Source organism: Tautonia sp. JC769 (genome assembly GCF_040717455.1).
Classification (GTDB): Bacteria; Planctomycetota; Planctomycetia; order Isosphaerales; family Isosphaeraceae; genus Tautonia.
This window is the reverse complement of the sequence record NZ_JBFEFH010000001.1, coordinates 1-19,443: the sequence shown is the minus strand read 5'-3', so window position 1 is coordinate 19,443 and position 19,443 is coordinate 1. Positions and strand designations below refer to the sequence as shown.

Sequence of the window (19,443 nt, the reverse complement as noted above, 5' to 3'; positions counted from 1 at the left end):
TCGTGGGGTCGACGAGAGGGCGGCGGCCCTTCGCCTGGTGAGGCGTTCGAGACCGTGCCGAATTCTCGTGATCGACCCTTGACGATCGACGAGCCGGGTGTGGAGGGGCCGATCGGTCGAGGGGTCGGGGCTGCCCCCTCGACCCGGGAGCGAACCGGAGGGGTCCGTCCCTCGACGCTCCCCGGGGACAGCCACCGCGCCGAGGGTCCGGGGCGGTGCGGGTTCGTCAGCAGGCCCCCCGGGTTCGGCGGTCGTACGGACGGAACGATACTTGCCTCCAAGGATTCCTCACGATTCGAAGCGTTTGATGCAAGCGGATTGCGACGCCTCTCGGTCGATGGGGGGCGAGGGGTCCTCACGAGCTCCAGGAGCGATCGCCCATGTCCCTGCCCTTCCGCTCCCGATGCCGACGGCGGCCGGCCTTCACGCTGATTGAGCTGCTGGTGGTCATTGCGATCATCGGCGTCCTGATCGCCTTGTTATTGCCTGCGGTTCAGGCCGCCCGGGAGGCGGCGAGCCGGATGCGGTGCGCCAATCATCTGAAGCAGATCGGCCTGGCGATTCACAACCGCTCGAAGTTCCCGGCCGGTTATGCGAGCGTGGTCAGCCCAGAGACCGGCGCGGACCTCGGCCCCGGATGGGCCTGGGGGACGGCGATCCTCGGGCAGATTGAGCAAGAGGCGCTGTACGACGCGATCAATCAGGAGTTGTTGCCGGCCGACCCGGCCAACTACACGCCCCGGTCGGTGCGGGTCTCCACGTTCCTCTGCCCTTCCGACGACATGCCGTCGCTCGTGCCGGTCCGCGACGCGGACAACGCGGTGACGATCACCGAGCTGCCGGCGTCGAACTACGTCGGGGTCTATGGGATCGGCAGGATCGCCGATGCGCCCGGCGAGGGGACGGGGGTGTTCTACCGCAATAGCGGCGTCCGATTCCGGGACATCAGGGACGGGACGAGCCAGACGCTCGCCGTCGGCGAGCGGAGCCGGGAGCTCAGTTACGCCACCTGGCTCGCCCGGCAGCGGGGCGGGTGGCTGTTCAAGACCTCGTTGATCGTCGGGGGCGGTGGCGACACGTTCTCTCCCGAGCCGGAGGAGGCGTGGGCGATGGTCCTCGGCACGGCCGGGATCGTCGACCCGCCCCGCACGCCGAACCACCCGAATCGCCATGTCGAGGACTTCGGGAGCCGACACCCCGGGGGGGCCAATTTCCTCTTCGCCGACGGCTCGGTCCGGTTCATCAAGGAGACAATCCGCCAGCAAACGTTCCAGTCGCTTTGTACCCGGGATGGCGACGAAGTCATCTCGGCCGATGAATATTGAGGCATCCGTCCGAGTTGACCGGGGCCGCGCCCGGGGGAGGCCGATCCCGGCCCATCAGGCGGCCCGGAAGCGAGGGCGGACGGGGGTGTTCTGTTGCTCTTTGGCCGCGGCTGGCCCAGACTGGGGCCTCGACCACTGCCGCCCTCGGCGTGATTCGGCAGTGAGAACCCGAGACCTCGTCCCCCGAAGGACTTTGATGATGAGACGTTTGCGTTGGGCACCGATGCTCGGCATCCTGGGGCTGTTGCTTCCCGCGACCGCGGCGATCGCCGCCGATCCGGTCCAGGGAGGTGAGCGCTATTTGCGGTTCCAGGTGGGGGAAACCACGAGCTATGGCATCCTGGAAGGGGACCGCGTGCGGGCGCTGGACGGGGATCTGTTCGGCTCCTTCTCCAAGACCGACCGCACTTATGCACTCGATGAGGTGCAGGTCTTGATCCCGACCGAACCGACGCAGGTGCTCGCCCTGGCCGGCAACTACCGGAGCCACCTGGGAGACGAGGAGATCCCGCCGCTGTTCCGCATCCCGCAGCCCTTCTACAAGAGCCCGTCGAGCCTGGTGGCCGACGGCGAGCCGATCGTCATCCCGAAGGACTCGCCCGGCCCGGTCCACTTCGAGGCCGAGCTGGTCGTCGTCATCGGCAAGACGACCCGCAAGGTGTCGGAGGAGGAGGCGCTCGACCACGTCTTCGGCGTGACCTGCGGCAACGACGTGAGCGAGCGCTACTGGCAGAACGACCCCGAGGCCAAGGACGTGCAGTGGTGGCGCGCCAAGGGAGCCGACACCTTCGGGCCGGTCGGGCCTTACATCGCCACGGGGCTGGACCCGGATGACCTGCTGATGACGCTGCGCCTCAATGGCGAGGTGAAGCAGCAGGAGCGGACCGACCACCTGATCCACGACGTCGCCACCATGGTCAGCTACATCAGCCGGTACGTCACCTTGCAGCCCGGCGACCTGATCTTCACCGGCACGCCCGGGGAGACCTCGGCGATCGAGCCGGGGGACGTGGTCGAGGTCGAGCTGGAAGGGGTCGGCGTGCTCCGCAATCCCGTGGCCGCCGAAGAGTAATCGGACCGTCGTTCACGACGCCAGAGCCGGGCCCGACCTGGACCGACGGGTCGCCCGGCCCTGGTCGGGTTCAGGGGTCGCCCATCCTCGCGGGCGGCGGAGCGAGACGCCCTGGTCCGGGGCATGTCGGGCGATCGGCTTCGGGCGGGATCTCGGCGACCTCGCAGGTGCCTCGATCGGGCTTCGAGGTGCGGTCATCGAGGAGACGACGGGGCGCCGCCGCGCGATCGGAAGGGGCTGCTCACGCCCCGGGGCCGCGATCGGCTCGCTCCAGGAGCGTCATCAACGCCTCGTGATCGACGGGCTTGACCAGGAGATGGTCGAACGCCTCGGGGACGCCCTGGTCGCCGTAGCCGGAGACGGCGACGATCAGGGCGTCGGCGGTCGTCGCGCCCTCGCGCAGGGCGGACGCGACGGCCTGGCCGGACATGCCGGGCATGGTCAGGTCGAGCAGGACGACCTCGGGCCGGAAGGTGGCGGCCGCGTTGAGGGCCTCGGCGCCGTCGTTCGCGGTCTGGACCTGGAAGCCCTTGCGTTTGAGCAGGATCTTCATCATGCGGACCGTGTCGACGTTGTCGTCGACGATCAACACGCGGGTCCCGGGGGCGGGGTCGTCCTGGTCGCTCATCGTCGGCTCATCCCTGGATTGGCGGGTCGTGGATGCTTCCCGTCCTCCCCGCGAGGCTCGCGACGACCGCCACCAACTCCGAGGGGTCGACCGGCTTGGCGACGTGCGTCTGGAAGCCGGCCAGCAGGGCCTGCTTCCGGTCTTCGGGCCGGGCGAAGGCCGTCAGGGCCGCCGCGGGCAGGTCGCGGGAGTTCCGCTTCGTCCGGACCTGTCTCATGAAATCATAGCCGTCCTGATCGGGCATGCCAATGTCACTGACGATGACGTCGGGGCGGAATTGCTCGATGAGTCCGAGGGCCTCGGCCGCCGAGGAGGCCAGGGCGATCTCGGCATCGCACTCGGACAGGACGCGGCGGATGAGCTGGCGGGCGTCGGGCTCGTCGTCGAGCACGAGGACCCTGACGCCGGCCAGCGCGCCCGCCTTGCAGTACTCGTCCGGGTGCTCCGACGGCCTCGGCCTGGGCTGTTCGGGCGAGGGCTGCTCGGGGTGCACGACGGTGATCGGCAGCATGACGGTGAAGGTCGAGCCCTGCCCCTCCCCGGAGCTCTTGGCCCGCACCGCACCGCCGTGCAGCTCCGCCAGCTGCTTGACGATCGAGAGGCCGAGGCCCAGGCCGCCGTGCCTCCGGGTGGTGGTCGAGTCGGCCTGGCGGAAGCGGTCGAAGACATGGGGGAGGAATTCGGGGCGGATGCCCATGCCGGTGTCGATGACGCTGATCTCCAGGTGCGAGTTGACCCGTTCGAGCAGGACCTGCACCTTCCCGCCCTTCGGGGTGAACTTCACGGCGTTCGAGAGCAGGTTCCAGACGACCTGTTGCAGCCGGGCCGGGTCGCCGGAAACCGGCCCGGCGAGCGAATCGAGGAGCTTCTGGACGCGGATCTCCTTGGCATTGGCCGCGGGCAGGACGGCCGCCAGGGCCGACTCGATGATCTCTCGGACGTCGACCCGCTGGACCTCCAGCTTGAAGTTGCCGGAGACGATCCGGGAGACGTCGAGCAGGTCCTCGATGATCTGGGCCTGGGCGGTCGCGTTCCGCTCGATCGCGGCGAGGCCCTCCTGCAGGTCCTCGTCGTCGATCGGGCCGGAGCGGAGGATCCGGGCCCAGCCGAGCACGGCGTTCAGCGGCGTGCGGAGCTCGTGGCTGAGGGTGGCGAGGAATTGGTCCTTCATCCGGTTGGCGGCCTCGGCCTCGTCCCGGGCCTCGGCCGCGGCGGCCTCGGCGCGCTTCTGGTCGTCGATGTCGGTGTTGGTGCCGTACCAGCGGACGACCCGGCCGTCCTCGTCCTTGATGGGCAAGGCCCGGCCGAGGTGCCAGCGGAAGACACCGTCGGCCCGCCGCAAGCGGTACTCGATCTCGTAGGGCTGGCCGGTGCTCCAGGCCTCGGACCAGACGGCCTTGATCCGATCGAGATTGCCCGGCTCGTGCACGGCCTCCCAGCTCTCGTCGCCGGTCCGCCCGTCGTCGAGGAAGCCGGTGTACTCGAACCATTTGCGGTTGAAGTAATCGACGTGCCCGTCCGGGCGGGCGGCGAAGACGATCTGCGGCATCGCGTCGGCCAATTGGCGGAAGCTGGCCTCGCTGAACGCGACGGCCTGCCGTGCCCGGACCATCTCGGTCACATCGACGCCATGGACGAAGATCCCCTCGACGGCGCCGTCGGGGCCCCTCATGGGCTGGTAGACGAAATTGACGAATCGCTGCTCCAGCTCGGCGTTCTCGGAACGCTGGATCAGCACCGGGATCTCGTCTCCCGAGAAGGTCTCCCCCGTCCGGTAGACCTGGTCGAGGAGCGAGATGAAGCCTTGATCGACGACCTCGGGCAGGGCCTCGGCCACGGGGAGGCCGATGATCCCCCCGCGGCCGATCAGTTCGTAGTAGCGATCGTTGACCAGTTCGAAGATGTGAGCGGGCCCGCGGAGCGTGCAGATGAACGCCGGGGCCTGCTCGACGATGGTCGAGAGCCTCGACTTCTCGTGCGCGAGCGAGGCCAGGAGCCGCTCGCGTTGCTGCTCGGCGTCCTTGCGGTCGGTGATGTCGAGGAAGGTCCCCACGCATCGGACGGCCCGTCGCCCGCCCGGGTCGCCGTCGCCATCCCCCTCGACCTCGCCGACACCCTCGCCCTCGCCTTCGAAAATGGCCTTGCCGCGGACCCGGATCCAGCGGACGGCGCCGTCGGTCCGGAGGATCCGCTGCTCGACCTCGAAGCTGCCCGGCCCGTCCGGGTCGAGGGCCTCGGCAACCTGGCGGATCACGGCGTCTCGGTCTTCCGGGTGGAAGTGTTGCTGGACCCGTGTGAACGTGCCGTGGCGGTCGTCCCAGCCGTAGATGGCCCGGCCCGGCTCGTTGACCGTGACCGCGTCGGTCCGGAGGTCGATCTCGAAGGTGCCCATGCGGGCGATCTCGACGGCGAGTTGCAGATGCCGCTCGCTCTCGCGCAGGCTCGCCTCGGCGACGACCCGCTCGGTGATGAGGTCGTGGGAGACGACGACGCGAGTCGGGCCGGGGCCGCCGAACCGGTTGACCCGCATGACGAACCAGCGCCGCTCGGTCGGGGAATGGCAGGGGTACTCGCAGGAGAAGCTGGGCGATCGCCCCTCGAGCACCGCCCGGATGCCGTCCCCGATCGTGGAATTCTCGAGACAGCTGTCGTCGGTCGGGACGCAGGCATCGAGGTAATTGCGGCCGACGGAGTAGGCCTCGTCTCGCAGGCCGTTCTCCTCGGCGAATCGCCGCCAGGAGGCGTTGACCTGGAGGATGACGCCCGACTCGTCGAGCACGGCGATGTGGCTGGGCAGGGCGTCGAGCGTCTCGGCGAGCAGGGCCTTCGCCTCCTCGGGGTGATCCGAGCCCGGGTCGGGCTGCTGCCGAGCGGCGTGACCGACGGGGGAGACGTCCCGAAAGGCGAGCAGGATTTTCGATCCGCCCGGGTCGAGCCGCGTCGCGTTGAGCGACAGGCCGCGGCGGGTCCGGTGGTCGCCGCAGGACTCGATCCGGTAATCCTCGACGGCGGGCCGCGTCGTCAAGATGACCTCGAGCAGTTCGCGGAGGCCGGGGAGGTCCCATCGACCCTCCCCCAGCTCGTAAATCGACCGGCCCTCGGCCTCCGATCGGCCGACCTGGAACGCCTCGCAGAAGGGGCGATTGACCAGCTCGATGGCGAGGGATTCATCGAGGATGACGAGCGGCTCGCGCACGGTGGTCAAGATGGTGCCAGCGATCGCGAGGTCGTCGCGACCCGCGTCGTCTCCCGGCCGCCCTTCACCCATAACTCACCTTTCGTCCCCGATCGCCGGGGGACGTGTCGCCCCTCGGCTGCGAGGGGCGCCGCTCCAGTCCTACTTACCGAGCCATGTCACGAACACATCGCAATTCTCAGGCCGAAGTCAAGGGGCCGGGACGACCGGCGGCGAGGCCGGGCCATCGGGGCGCTTGCGGCGCCTGGGGGGCGGGATGGCTTGAGGCTCGACGGGCGACCGACGGCTTGCCCCGGCGCGCCCGAGCATCGGCCTCCCCCTCGGGATGCACCGAAGGCCGACCCGCGCCGGAGTTACAACGCCTTCAGGGCTTGCAACACCGCGGCGACGTGGCCGGCCACCTTGACCTTGGGGAAGACGCGGCGGACGACGCCGTCCCTGTCGATCAGGAAGGTCGTCCGCTCGACGCCCATCGACGTCTTGCCGTACATGGTCTTCTCCTTCCAGACGCCAAAGGCCTGAATGGCCTCCTTCTCGGGGTCGGCGAGGAGCGTGAAGGGCAGCCCGTGCTTCTCGGCGAACTTCCGGTGCGACTCGACCGTGTCGGGGCTCACGCCGAGCACGACGGCGCCGGCCGCCTCGTAGTCGGCGCGGGCGTCGCGGAAGTCGCACGCCTCGGTCGTGCAACCGGGCGTCGCGTCCCGGGGGTAGAAATAGAGCAGGACGGGCTTGCCCCTGAGGCCGGAGAGGGAGACGGGGTTGCCGTGCTGGTCGGGCAGCGAGAAGTCGGGGGCTGGCTGGCCTTCCGGGACCATGGAACGGGCTCCTCGTTGGGGTGGTCGGTGCCGACGCTCCGTCGCGACCATCGTCGTGACGGACGAGTAGTATAGACGCTGGGCATCCTGATGGCACCGGGGCCACGAGTCGGCCGGCGATCCGGTCGACCGGGCGATCCCCCCTGCCCGGGTTTCACGCCCTCAAATCTGGCCACTTGTACAGATCGCCGCACATCGTCAGAATGATCGGATGGCCACGTTGCGGGGGCGGAAGATCAGGGCACTGGCGGCGGCGGGGCGGCCCGCATGTGTGGGGATCGACCTGGCGGGGGTGGAATGGCGAGAGACCGGGGTCGCGGTGCTGGTCGACGGCCGGCTCGAGCTGCTGACCTCGGCCGGTCCCGACGCCGAGGTGATCGCCCTGGCGGGCCTGGCCGGCCCCGGGGGGACGGTGGCGATCAATGCGCCGCTGACCCGCCCGCTGGGCCGCTGCTGCCTGGACGACGACTGCCCTTGCCGGGCCGACCCGGGCACGCGGAGCCGGCAACTCGAGCGCGAGCTGGGCCGGATGCGGGTGCCCACCCTCGCGACCGCCTTGCTGAAGGTCCTCGCCCGGCGAGGGGAGCGGGTCGCGGCCGCGCTGCGGGGGCTGGGCGTGGAGCCGATCGAGGTCTACCCCTTTGCCACGCTCCGGCTGCTCGGCCTGCCGACATCCGGCAAGAAGACGCCCGAGGGCCGTCGTCGCATCCGACGGGCCTTGAAGCCGCTGGTGCCGGGGCTGGACCGCCAGCACGCCTCGGAACACCGGCTCGACGCGATCGTCTGCGCCTACACGGCCCGGCTCTGGCGAGAGGGCCGGGCCGTCGCCGTCGGCGACCCCAAGGAGGGGGTGATGATCATCCCGGACGTGACGAGGGGCTGAGTCGGCGAAGTGAAAGGGCCCGGTCGATCACCGCCGACGCAGGAAACCGGGTGACGCCGAGCCTGCGGGGGTGGTCGGAGGGTATCATGACGATTGGGGCCGGGAAGCCTCGTCGTTGCGGGCGTCCCGAGGCCGAAACCGGCAGCGATCCGCCGGCGAGGCGTCGGGCCTGGCCCGTCGGAGGCGTGCGAGGCGCCGCGGCGGCCGAGCTTCCGGCGCGATTGCGGGCCGGTTTTCGAGGTGGCCGCGGAACGAGGCCGGGGGGAGGGGCGAGTGATGGGCACCGTCGAGCATTTCGAACATACCGCCGACGTGGGGTTTCGGGTCCGGGCGGGCGACCTGCCCGACCTGTTCCGGACGGCCGCCGAGGGGCTCTTTGATTACATCGTCGTCAATCGGGACCGGGTGCAGGCGGTCGAGAGCGAGACGGTTTCCCTCCGGGCCGAATCGCCGGGGGACCTGCTGATCGACTGGCTCAATGAGCTGATCTTCCGGTGCGAGACGTTGCACCGGCTGTACACGCGGTTCGACCTGACGCTCTCCGAAGACGGTCGGAGTCTCGACGCCACGATCGTCGGAGAGGCGATCGACCGCGACCGGCACGTGCTGGATCACGAAGTGAAGGCGGCGACCCAGCACGGGGCATCACTCGGGCGGACGGGAGACGGCTGGATTGCCGAGCTGATCCTGGATATCTAGATCTCGGCACTCAACGCGTCGGGACCGGTCGGGTCAGAAAGGCTCGACGGGCAGGTCGTGCTCGGCGATGAAGCGGTCGGCCTCGAGCCGGGAGAAGATGCCGGCGGTCGTGCCGACGGCCCGGACGCAACTGGCGCCGAGGGCGCTGGCGAGCTTCAGGCAACCCGGCTCGTCGAGGCCGGAGATGAGGGCGGCGATGTAACCGGCGTCGAAGGCGTCGCCCGAGCCGGTGCCGTCGACGTAATCGACCGGGTAGACGCCGAGCTTCAGGCGGTGGGACTCGGAGAGGGAGATCGAGCCGTGTTCGCCCCGGGTGATGACGACCCGGGCGGCGCCGAGGGCGCGGAAGGCCTCGGCCTGGCGGACGGCGTCGGTCTCGCCGCCGAGGATCAGGGCCGCCTCGTCGGTGTTGGGCAGGAAGACGTCGGTGTGCGGCAGGACCGGCTTGAGCTTCGAGAGGTAGTCGGCCGGTCCGGGACAGGCGACGTCGAGGACGGTGGTGATCCCCTGGGATCGGGCCCGGGCGAAGCGGTCGGCGAGGGCGTCGGGGTCGAGGCCGGGGAGGATCAGGTAGCCGCCGACGTAGAGGACGCGGGCCTCGGGCGTGATGGCCGCGTCGAGGTCGGCGACCGAGAGGGCGGCATTGGCGCCGAAGCTATGAATGAATCGGCGATCCTCCCCCTTGACGTTGACGATGAGGGTCTGGCTGGTGTCTCGGTCGGGGTCGACGATGAGGCTTGAGGTCTCGACCCCGGCCGATTCGAGGGTCTCGGCGACGAACCGGCCGAAGGCGTCGCCGCCGACCCGGCAGCAGATGCGGGCCCCGACCCCCAGCTTCGAGAGCACGACGGCCACGTTCGCGGCCAGGCCGCCGATGTTCAGGACGAGCTCGTCGACCTTGACGAGTTCTCCGGGCTGGGGGAAGCGGTCGATCGGCGGGGTGAGGTGATCGGCGACGATCACCCCGGCGCAAACGACCGGGGTGCCCTTGGGAGCGGTTGCGGACATCGTGAACTCGGGCCTCGCACGGTGCGGGAGGATCAATAACGGAGGGGGAGCATGCCCAGGCCCCCAAGGCTACCGCGCAAGGTCGGGGTCGGGAAGCGTCTGGCCCGGCCCCGTCGGTCGGGCGCCGGGCCAGACGACCCGCAGGGGTCGTCTCGCTCGCTATCCCGCCGTCCCGTTCTGGTCGATGGCCTGGGACGGGAGGTTGCCGGGCTGGGCGTCGGTGGAGATGACGACCTCGTCGGGCTGGGGGTCGGTCGGGTCGAGGGCCCGCTTGCCGATCATCTCCTGGATCTCGAGGTCGGTGATGACCTCGCGCTCGATGAGGGCGTCGGTCATGCGGTCGAGATGTTCGCGGTTCTCTTCGAGGAGGCGGAAGGCGCGGGCGTCGGCCTCGCGGAGGATGCGGGCGACCTCCTCGTCGATGACCTGCTGGGTGTGCTCGGAGTGGTCGCGGGCCTCGGTCATCTCGCGGCCGAGGAAGGGGTGTTCCTCGGCCCCCTGGACGTAGACGGGGCCGACGCGGGGGCTCATGCCCCACTGGGTGACCATCATCCGGGCCAGGCGGGTGGCCTGCTTCAGGTCCTCGGCCGCTCCGGTCGAGAGGTCGTCGTAGATGAGCTTCTCGGCGGCCCGGCCGCCGAGCAGGACGTCGAGCCGGGCCTTGATCTGGCTCTCGGAGTAGCCGAGGCGGTCTTCCTCGGGGATGAACTGGGTGACGCCGAGCGACCGGCCGCGGGGGATGATCGTGACCTTGTGGACGGGGTCGGTCTTGGGGGTCATCCAGGCGACGAGGGCGTGCCCGGCCTCATGGTAGGCGGTGGCTCGCTTGTCCTTCTGGGTGATGTATTCCTCGCGCTTGGCCCCCATCATGACCTTGTCGCGGGCGGATTCGAAGTCGTGCATGTCGACCTTGTCCTTGTTCTCTCGGGTGGCGATGAGCGCCGCCTCGTTGACAAGGTTGGCCAGGTCGGCGCCGGACATGCCGACGGAGCCTCGGGCGATGGAGTCGAGATCGACCTCGTCTGCCAGGGGGACGTTGCGGGTGTGGACCTTGAGGATCTCGAAGCGTCCCTTGCGGGTCGGCCGGTCGACGGTGACGTGACGGTCGAAGCGGCCGGGTCGGAGCAAGGCCGGGTCGAGGACGTCGGGCCGGTTGGTGGCGGCCAGGACGATGACGGTCTCGCTGGGGGTGAAGCCGTCCATCTCGGTGAGGATCTGGTTGAGCGTCTGCTCGCGCTCGTCGTGCCCGCCGCCGAGGCCGGCCCCCCGGACGCGGCCGACGGCGTCGATCTCATCGATGAAGAGGATGCAGGGGGAGTTTTCCTTGGCCGTCTTGAACATGTCCCGGACGCGGCTGGCACCGACGCCGACGAACATCTGGATGAATTCGGAGCCGGAGATCGAGAAGAAGGGCGCGCCGGCCTCGCCGGCGACGGCGCGGGCGAGCAGGGTCTTGCCCGAGCCGGGGGGGCCGATCAGGAGGACCCCCTTGGGGATCCGGCCGCCGAGGCGCTGGAATTTCTCGGGGGTCTTGAGGAACTCGACGATTTCTTGCAGCTCGGACTTGGCGTTCTCCAGGCCGGCGACCTCGTCGAACGTGGTGCGCTGCTTCGACTTGTCGTGCCGCTTGGCCTGGCTCTTGGTGAAGTTGCCGAGGATGCCGCCGTCGAACTGGTCGCGGGCGCGGCGCATCATGAAGAAGATGAGGCCGCCGATCAGGAGCATCGGCAAGAGGAAGCTGAGCCAGAGCAAGGTGGTGGGGGCCTGCGGCTCCAGCACCTCGATCCGGGGCGGGGGGTTCGAGCGGGCCTCGCCGGAGGCCGGGATGGTCTCGCCCTGGAGGGCCGCCATGACCCGATCGAGGGCGTCCTCGGTCGGGATGGTGGTGGTGAACTGGGAGACGGTCTGGGCCTTGGCGCTGTCGGAGGCCTTGTATTCCTCGTCGGGGGTGCGGAGCTTGCCGCGGACGTCGCGCCCCTGGAAGGTGATCGACTCGACGTTGTCGGTGTTGACCTGATCGAGGAACCAGGGGTAGTAGCTGACGCGGATCTCGGACTTGAACGGGTTCCACATCAAGAAGACGAGGACCATCGCCGCGATCAGGAACAAGAGCGACCACGGGGGGGTCGGCGTGCCGGTCGATCCGCCGCCACCGCCGCCGCCGGAGTTCTGACTGCCGGGCTTGCGGCGATCGGCGGGCTTGCGGTCGGGGTCGCCGTCTTTGGGGGCTCGCGGATTCTCCATCGGCTCGTTGTTCCGTCCTTAAATTGGGCAGCCCGACGGGGGCACTTCGGGTCGGGCGGGTGGCTGGCGAGCAAATCAATGGCCAGCCGGTCCTCGATCTTACGATTGTAGACCAGGCGGCGTTCCAGGTCGACCGCCACCAGGCCTCCGAAGCAGAATCAAGACGGCCGGCTCAGTGGCCGGCGTCGGTGGCTTCGAGCCATTTCTCGGCATCCATGGCCGCGGCGCATCCGGAGCCGGCCGCGGTGATCGCCTGGCGGTAGTGGGTGTCGACCACGTCGCCGCAGGCGAAGACCCCCTCGACGTCGGTGGCGGAGCTGTAGTTGGGCATCCGATCGCGGAGGTCGGCCGGGGCCTCGATCCCGTCCCAGGCCAGGGCGGCCCGGGTCAGGAGGTAGCCCTCGGGGGTCATGGCCAGCTTCCCCTTGAAGACGCCGGTGTTCGGGATGTGGCCGATGGCGAGGAAGAGGCCGGAGATGTCCAGGTCGGAGACGGTGTCGGTCTCCTCGGTCGACCGGAGCTTGACCCCCTTGAGGATCGGCCGGGGGTCGGTCTCGCCGTACACCTCGTCGACCACGGAGTTCCAGGCGAAGGCGATCTTCTCGTTGGCGAAGAGCTTGTCCTGCATGATCTTCGAGGCGCGCAGCTCCTCGCGGCGGTGGATCAGGGTGACCTTCGAGGCAAACCGGGTGAGGAAGGTGGCCTCCTCGACGGCCGAGTCGCCGCCGCCGACCACGGCGATTTCCTTGCCTTTGTAGAAGTGGCCGTCGCAGGTGGCGCAGGTGCTGACGCCGGCCCCCTTGAAGGGGCCCTCGTTGCCGAGCCATCGGGCCGAGGCGCCGGTGGCGACGATCAGGGCGTCGGCGGTGTATTCGGTGATCGTGCCGCTCTCGGGGTCGCCGCTGGGGTCGTCGGTCGTCTTGACGCGGAAGGGGCGCTCGGAGAGGTCGACCCCGACGACGGTCTCCCAGCGGGTGTCGGCCCCGAATCGCTGGGCCTGCTCGCGCATCTTGTTCATCAGGTCGGGGCCGTTGATGGCCTCGGGGAATCCCGGGAAGTTCTCGACGTCGGTGGTCAGGGTGAGCTGGCCGCCGGGCTCCCGGCCTTCGAAGACGATCGGGGAGAGGTTGGCGCGGGCCGAGTAGAGCGCGGCGGTCAGGCCGGCGGAGCCCGAACCGATGATGATCACGGCAGAGTGCTGCGGCATCGTTTCCTCACCTTGAATCGATCGATCGACGGGCCATCGGCGGCCCGACGTTCCCTTCCGTCACCGGGTCGTTCGTCCTGACGCAACGGCCCCCGGGCCGCCTGAATCGGCCTCGGAGGGCCTCGGCCGGCCCCCGGCAGCTCGCGCAAGGGCGAGGGGCCCGGCCGGATCGCGCCAGTGGGCATTATACGAGAGTTCGAGGGTCGCCGCCCAGAGCGGGATGGAAAGTGTTGCGGAACTGGGCGAACCGGCCGATTGGGTCGACCAAGTGTGACCTAAGGTTCCTGGAGACTCACCTCGACCCCGCGAGCACGAACCGCGACCAGACCCTGCCGCGAGGGTGGCGGGACGACCGGTTCGACGCTCCCAGGAGCATGCCAACGATGCTCGTTCTGACGCGCAAACGCATGGAAAAACTCTACATCGGCCGCGACATCTGCGTCACGGTCGTCCGGCTCGAAGGCGGGCAGGTCCGCCTCGGCATCGACGCGCCGAGGCACGTGCCCGTGGTGCGGGCCGAGTTGCGGCAACGCGATGAGGCCGAGGCGGCCCTGGCCCGCCTCGGCGGAGAGATGGTCACGGTCGAGGACCCGACGGCCATCCCGACGACGGCAGCGGCAAACGATTGCTGGACGAGGATCGAGCCTCCGCTGGGACACCGGCTTAGGGCCGAATCGGGGCCTTCCGGCACTCAGGCTTAAGCCATCACAGCTCTTCGGAATTGGCAAACGAGGTTGAGAACCGTCCCGACCCTCGTAGGATCGAGGCCAGACATTGCCGCGAAGGCTTTCGAGGATGACCTCGATCCGAGCGCCTGCTCTCGGCGTCCGATCATTCCAGGGAAACGACTTCCCCTCCCGCCCGGGTGGCCAGGGCTTGCCAAACCCCGGTCGGGGGGACGTTCACCCAGACGTCCTCATCCGAGGTGCGAATCCCCAGGGGACCGCCCGATTCCGGGTTGTAGGGCCACGTCGCGATCGTTTCCTTGATGAAGCGGACCGAGCCGTCGCCCATCATCGCGTTGAGGCCGCCCGGGTGCAGGCTGGACGCGGCGAAATACTGGGTCGAGCCTCGACCCGGCGCGACCTTGCGATACAGATTCGGGGGGTAAAACGAGGACACGAGCGAAGCGCCCCAGTTGCCGGAAATGATCCATCCATATCGGCTATAGAGTGCCCCTTGATGGTCGAAGGTCTCTCTCAACGGCCAAAGTGCCCGCTCGGTCACGAAGATGGTGTGGCTCAGGCCATCGGAAACCGAGGCCAGGCGGATCGGCGAGAGGTCGTTGAAGACGCCGTTGACCTGCGCGATCTGCGCCGCGGGGACCGTGCATCCTGATGCGACGCGGGGGATCGCGTTGTGGTAGAAGGAACCGTACATCCCCGCGTAGCTGCCGTAAAACACGGGATAGGGCTGGCCGGCAACGGCGAAGCCTTGCCCGTAGAGCGAGGCCGAATGACCGTGTCGGACGGCCCCGGCGTCGGGGTCGCTCGGACAGGCGAAGGTCGACACGGCGACCGCCCGAGCGGTCCGATTCTCGTGGCCGAAGATCGTCAGGCTGCTGTTCACCGAATCGTAGAGGAGGGAATGATCGAGATAAGGCGCGATGTGGACGAACAGGCTCTTATCGACCATCGACGAAGTGCAAGGCGGCCGGGGACCGGCGTAGCGCGGGTCGTAAGTCATCATCCGACCGGGCGGGAGGCTGCCGAACGCCCCTTCGTAGGATTGGAGCGCCAGGCCGATCTGCTTGAGGTTGTTGGTGCATTGGGCGCGCCGGGCCGCCTCGCGGGCCGATTGCACCGCGGGCAGGAGCAGGGCCATCAACAGCCCGACGACACTGATCACGACCAGCAGTTCGATCATCGTGAAGCCGGACGGCCGCCCGTGGTCCCCCTTGATGCCGCGTGTCGATTCCCCGGGACGCTCATTCGTCGGTCGGTTCACGATCATCGCTCGGATCTCCCGATCGGACCACGCCCTCGATGCGGAGGACGAGGTAGGGCTGAGACGGCCAATCCGTATAGATCGGTAACTCTTGCTCGAATCGTCCCGGCACGCCGGCCTCGAACCGGACGTCGAGGAGATGGCGCTCGCCCGCGGCGATCTCGACGGGCAATCCGGCGACGGAGACGCAACCGTTGCTCCCGCAATTGGCCCCCGCGCCGATTACTCGGATCGGCCGACGGGATTCGTTGCAAAGGACCGGGAGCAGTTCGTAATCCCGGCCGGAAATGAGGTCGGAGCAATTCAATGTCGGCTCACGGAAGACAAGGCTCCCCTCGCTCTGTCCGAAGAGTTCGACGAGGAGCGCGACAAACGCGTAGACGATGATCAGCCAGAAGAGGGCACCAGACGCCAATCGCACCATTCGTATTCAGTCCCCCCTAATGTGAAGCCGACTCTGTGCGGCGTTGCAAGGTACGGTGAAGGGTGAATGCAGCGATCGCTACGAGCAGTGACGCCCAGAAGATGGGGTTCCGAAGCGAGAACAAGGACGGCGGTCGGGGTGCCGGTGTCAGGGGGATATCCGGCAAACCGTAAGCGGTGAGTTGAAAACGCTCTTCATCGACCTCGCCGAGCCGAATTTCATCGAATTCCAGCAGCATCTCTTCGAAGACTTCGGGTTTCGGGGTCCTTGTCACGAAATGAATGCGTTCCGGGAAAAACCCCTCGCTTCTCGTGAAATAGTCGACTTGCATGTGATGCCGTTGCCGTTCTACCACTCCGTCTCCTGGATATTTCACCATCGCTTCGACATCGCATTCTCGAATCGCCCAGTCTTTGCGTGGGTCTAGAAGGACTGTTCCGGCTTCCGCCTCATCTCCAGTACCCATTGAATAGTCGATCCGGATAAGAGATTCCCCGGACCGCGAAATCCTTTCGATCTTTTCCAAACAAAATGAAGTTTCTCGCGTTTTCTCGAAAAAGGAAATACCCATGACGGAATAGGCTGCTTCGACATAGAGATCAAAGAGAAGTTCGAATTGTACCGCGAGCGTCTCCCAATTCGACGGCAGCGTGAACGCCTCAACGACCCAAGGCCCAACACCCTGCGGCTTTACAAGGCGGAACACATGCTCGTCTGTCGTACATAGCACATCCGAGTTGAATGGTTCGTTCGTCCCTTGAACAATGCGATTGTCACGAATAAGAACCTTCCTGTCCTGGTCTCGAATCAATGTGATGTTCTTCGTTAGGATTGTCTTCCCGGTCAGGGATCTCCTGGTCAGAATGCCGGAACTGGTGAATTTTCGGGACGCCTCCTCTAGCCGCGCCACTGCGGCTGGATACTCTCGGCGCCAAACCGCTTCGAGATCCGTCGATGCAACTTGGCTATTCCAGCTCAGTGTTGTGAGCACGGCCAGAAGAGGGTAGATCATTGAATATTCCCGGATCGGTGTTTCGTTCTTGTAAACATCACTGATCGCTTTTGAAGATCAGTGAGTTGGATTGGCGGAAGATCCAGGCAAGATTGATTTCGGACATTCCCGCCTCAACCCATCGCCCAGTATCATTCAAATGCGCATCCTCGTCCGAGGCCGGTGCAATCGCAGGTTGTCTTGCATCCGGTGACTTGAGTACCCACGCAGTCAAGGGTAACCTGAGAACACGTGCATTCCGTAACGCAGTCCGAAACAGGCGGAACATCCTGCGCCGATGCTGGTGACACGAGGAAGGCCCCCGAAAACACAGTCGCGCAGACGGTTGTGCTGGCCCAACCAAGGAATTGAAGCAACCCTCGCATGATCGTCCTCCTGATTGTCAAGGAAATCGATTCGACCGTGGACAGTCCGCGGTCGAGATTACCGAGCGAACGAGGTAGGATCGTATGGATGAGTCTGTGATGAATTCGGGGCTAGTGGGGCTCGGAGGGCTCAACCACGCGTCCGGCGATTTTCACAGGGATGGTCGGTTGCGGCGCGTAGTCGGTGATGTACGTGAGCGATTGTTCGACCCGCTCGGAGGGCTTCCCGTCGAGGTGGAACTCGACGTGTAAGGAACGGTCTTGCCCCGGCGGGATTTGGATCGGCAAGCGGTCGGTCAACACGCAGGAGCAAGACGAACTGGCGCCGACGATGGTGACCGGCTCGTTCGAGCGATTTCGGACGAGGAACGTGGCCTGCCGCCCCTCTCCGGCTTGCCCCTCGCCGACCCAGGCCATCCTCGGTTCGATGAGCAGGCGGTCGCCCTGGATGTAGGATGCCGCCTCCCGGGGCGAACCGAACTGGATGAGCGCCCAGGCGACGAATCCGATGGCCACCGAAGCGATGCCGAGGAGTCCGGGGACCATCTGCTTCCATTCGTTGCGGTTCATGGGTTTGGGCTCCGAGGGACGGGACGATGGCGGGGTGGCTCTCCTCTCGTCTCTTTTCCATAGTGTCCGAGGCGGGGGTGGCGTGGACACGAAATCCCGAAAAAACTCGAACCTCTGTTGAGGATGCGCGGGGGAATCTCTCAGAGAATCCGGTCGCCGTACCGGCGATACAGCTCCTCACGCCAGCGGCGATAGGTCCTGGTCGAGCGTGGCACGCCTGGCGAGCGATCCGTCACGTCGGCCGCGTCGAGATGCTCACGGACGCACCGGAGGCGAGCACGATCCTCGTCGGACAGGAGCGTATTCAACTCGTGGATGGCCAGGGCGACCCGCGCCTCGACCGGGCCTTCGCGTTCCGGCGCGGGGCAGCCGCGGAGCGCCTCGGCCTCGCGCGCACGTCTCCTTCGTACTCTCCAGTGCCAGCGACGCGCGAACCGATCGGCAAGGACCCACGTAAATCGTCCCAACTCGGCGTCGGTCGTCCCGCGAAATGTCCGGAAGATCGCTTCCTGATTCGCGATCACATGGAGCCAAAAATCCTGGATCAGGTCGTGGGCGTCGTTGGGATCGAGGCGACGCGACTGCTGGAACCGCCGGAGCGCCATCGTCGCGGCCCGTTCGACAATCGGCCAGGCAGTGCCCCCCATCGGAACGGCCTCCTTTCGCAACCTTGCCTGGTTCGAGCAGCATCGAGAACGATCCGATGCCGACGATTCGAGGCAATGCTCGGAGCAGAAGTCGCCTTGGTGAAGGAATTCAACCCTCGTCGTCGGCGCGTACTGCTGCCGAACGGGAGCGGAAACCAGCACGTCTCATGAACCCGTCCATCACTCTGGCCGGGAGGGACCGGAGGAATTTGCGTGTCAGCCGGGCCTTCGAGGAGATCGCCTGCGAATCGCTCGGGCATTCCGCGAGCACTTCGGACCAAAGGCGGAAGGCTTCGAGGTGCGATCCCCGCTCCTCGGCGAGCATGGCGAGGTTCCGGCGCGTCAGGTGCCCGTAGATTTCCGGCGTGACGCAGGTCGGACGCTCGGGGCACCCGAGTTCCAGGATCCGCCGCCAACGATCGCCCGCTCCCACCTTGTCCCCGAGCTGGTAACGTACGACCGCCTCGCGAAAGAGCAGCTCTCCGTCATCCGGCGCGGCCGCCAACCCCGCCTCGCAGGCTTCCAACGCCGCGTCCCACTCTCCCAGGAGCTGGTAGGCCGTCGCGAGATAGACGTGAAGCGCTCGGGCGAACGGATCTCCCGGGGTAAGGACGTTCAGGGCTTCCGTCAGGTATTTCACCCCGGCTTGCGTGTCCTTGCGGTCCAGCGCCGCCCGAGCGAGGTTGAAGAGGACGATCGGGTCGCCCGGCCGGTCCCGCAACTCAGCCATGAGGAGCCTTGCGTTCCGCTCGGCCTTGAGCCGGCGCGTCTGGGGATCGGTGTAGCCCGTGTGGCGAATGGTCACGTCGGCTCGGCGAACCGGGATGCCGGCGCGATGAAGCGAGGGCAGGATTTGCTCGTGGACCCGATACTCCCAACGCACCTCCGGGCGATTGGGGAAGAGTCGAATCCGATCGGCCAGGACCGCCGATTCGGTTCCATTCACCGATTCGGACAGACATCCCATGACGAAGGCCGCTCCGACGTCCGACAGTCCGTCAAGCAGACTGCGCAGGCGACCTCGATTCTCGTGATCGACCCGATCATCGGCGTCGAGCCAGAAGATGACGTCGCCCGTCGACCGTTCCAGCGCGGCGTTCCGGGCGGCGGCGAAGTCATCGATCCAGGGAACGTCGAAGACCTGAGCCCCGAGGGAACGGGCAACCTCCCGCGTGCGGTCGATCGAACCGGTGTCGATGAGGATGATTTCATCGAACACGTCGGCCACGGGTGCCAGGCAGGCCGGCAGATTGGCCTCTTCATTGCGTGCGATGATCGTCAAGCTCACCCGATGTCGTCGGAGCCCGATCCCATTCGAGGGAGCCGATTTCATCATTGATATCCCGAATCATTTCACGCGAGCAATCGAAGACTCCATCAAGTCTAATTATGGGGGGGGGG

17 protein-coding genes are annotated in these 19,443 nt (G+C 67.2%); 5 read left to right on the top strand and 12 right to left on the bottom strand.

Annotated features, from left to right (window positions below; genetic code table 11):
- The first annotated feature begins 380 nt into the window (after positions 1-380).
- Together AB1L88_RS00085 and AB1L88_RS00080 are read left to right on the top strand one after the other, a co-directional pair.
- Entirely contained in the window at positions 381-1,325 is a 945-nt protein-coding gene (locus tag AB1L88_RS00085; protein ID WP_367094583.1) for a DUF1559 domain-containing protein, read from the top strand.
- 199 nt (positions 1,326-1,524) lie between these two features.
- On the top strand, positions 1,525-2,397 hold the full coding sequence (locus tag AB1L88_RS00080) for a fumarylacetoacetate hydrolase family protein (protein WP_367094582.1): 873 nt from the start codon (positions 1,525-1,527) through the stop codon (positions 2,395-2,397).
- A 241-nt stretch (positions 2,398-2,638) separates the two neighbouring features.
- Here AB1L88_RS00080 and AB1L88_RS00075 read toward each other — a convergent pair whose 3' ends face one another.
- From AB1L88_RS00075 to bcp, 3 genes are all read right to left on the bottom strand, one after another.
- Complete coding sequence (locus AB1L88_RS00075; protein WP_367094581.1) at positions 2,639-3,025, bottom strand: response regulator; 387 nt, start codon at positions 3,023-3,025, stop codon at positions 2,639-2,641.
- 7 nt (positions 3,026-3,032) lie between these two features.
- Complete coding sequence (locus AB1L88_RS00070) at positions 3,033-6,293, bottom strand: PAS domain-containing protein (protein ID WP_367094580.1); 3,261 nt, start codon at positions 6,291-6,293, stop codon at positions 3,033-3,035.
- Positions 6,294-6,574: 281 nt separating this feature from the next.
- Complete coding sequence (bcp, locus tag AB1L88_RS00065; RefSeq protein ID WP_367094579.1) at positions 6,575-7,036, bottom strand: thioredoxin-dependent thiol peroxidase; 462 nt, start codon at positions 7,034-7,036, stop codon at positions 6,575-6,577.
- A gap of 211 nt (positions 7,037-7,247) precedes the next feature.
- Here bcp and AB1L88_RS00060 point away from each other — a divergent pair, with 211 nt between their 5' ends.
- Positions 7,248-7,919, top strand: coding sequence for a DUF429 domain-containing protein (locus AB1L88_RS00060; protein WP_367094578.1), 672 nt, complete (start codon positions 7,248-7,250; stop codon positions 7,917-7,919).
- Positions 7,920-8,195: 276 nt separating this feature from the next.
- Positions 8,196-8,618 (top strand): archease, encoded by a 423-nt coding sequence (locus AB1L88_RS00055; RefSeq protein ID WP_367094577.1) that lies wholly within the window; start codon positions 8,196-8,198, stop codon positions 8,616-8,618.
- A gap of 33 nt (positions 8,619-8,651) precedes the next feature.
- On the opposite strand, the gene AB1L88_RS00050 is transcribed toward AB1L88_RS00055, so the two are convergent.
- The 3 genes from AB1L88_RS00050 to trxB form a co-directional block, all read right to left on the bottom strand.
- A complete protein-coding gene (locus AB1L88_RS00050) occupies positions 8,652-9,626 on the bottom strand; it encodes a carbohydrate kinase family protein (RefSeq protein WP_367094576.1) in 975 nt (324 codons plus the stop codon).
- A gap of 159 nt (positions 9,627-9,785) precedes the next feature.
- Positions 9,786-11,870 carry an ATP-dependent zinc metalloprotease FtsH gene (gene ftsH / locus AB1L88_RS00045; RefSeq protein ID WP_367094575.1) on the bottom strand — a complete coding sequence of 695 codons (2,085 nt, stop codon included), beginning with the start codon at positions 11,868-11,870 and terminating at the stop codon, positions 9,786-9,788.
- A 172-nt stretch (positions 11,871-12,042) separates the two neighbouring features.
- Positions 12,043-13,077 (bottom strand): thioredoxin-disulfide reductase, encoded by a 1,035-nt coding sequence (gene trxB, locus AB1L88_RS00040; protein ID WP_367094574.1) that lies wholly within the window; start codon positions 13,075-13,077, stop codon positions 12,043-12,045.
- Positions 13,078-13,460: 383 nt separating this feature from the next.
- Here trxB and AB1L88_RS00035 point away from each other — a divergent pair, with 383 nt between their 5' ends.
- On the top strand, positions 13,461-13,778 hold the full coding sequence (locus AB1L88_RS00035; RefSeq protein WP_367094573.1) for a carbon storage regulator: 318 nt from the start codon (positions 13,461-13,463) through the stop codon (positions 13,776-13,778).
- Between the two features lie 130 nt (positions 13,779-13,908).
- On the opposite strand, the gene AB1L88_RS00030 is transcribed toward AB1L88_RS00035, so the two are convergent.
- The 6 genes from AB1L88_RS00030 to AB1L88_RS00005 form a co-directional block, all read right to left on the bottom strand.
- Entirely contained in the window at positions 13,909-15,030 is a 1,122-nt protein-coding gene (locus AB1L88_RS00030; protein ID WP_367094572.1) for a DUF1559 domain-containing protein, read from the bottom strand.
- Positions 15,005-15,448: a DUF1573 domain-containing protein gene (locus AB1L88_RS00025; protein ID WP_367094571.1), complete on the bottom strand. Its 444-nt coding sequence runs from the start codon at positions 15,446-15,448 to the stop codon at positions 15,005-15,007. Before AB1L88_RS00025 ends, AB1L88_RS00030 begins: the two co-directional genes overlap by 26 nt.
- Before the next feature lie 16 nt (positions 15,449-15,464).
- A complete protein-coding gene (locus tag AB1L88_RS00020) occupies positions 15,465-16,460 on the bottom strand; it encodes a hypothetical protein (RefSeq protein ID WP_367094570.1) in 996 nt (331 codons plus the stop codon).
- Positions 16,461-16,936: 476 nt separating this feature from the next.
- Entirely contained in the window at positions 16,937-17,395 is a 459-nt protein-coding gene (locus AB1L88_RS00015; RefSeq protein WP_367094569.1) for a DUF1573 domain-containing protein, read from the bottom strand.
- Positions 17,396-17,535: 140 nt separating this feature from the next.
- Complete coding sequence (locus AB1L88_RS00010; RefSeq protein WP_367094568.1) at positions 17,536-18,042, bottom strand: hypothetical protein; 507 nt, start codon at positions 18,040-18,042, stop codon at positions 17,536-17,538.
- Between the two features lie 109 nt (positions 18,043-18,151).
- On the bottom strand, positions 18,152-19,324 hold the full coding sequence (locus AB1L88_RS00005; protein ID WP_367094567.1) for a glycosyltransferase: 1,173 nt from the start codon (positions 19,322-19,324) through the stop codon (positions 18,152-18,154).
- Between the last annotated feature and the right edge of the window lie 119 nt (positions 19,325-19,443).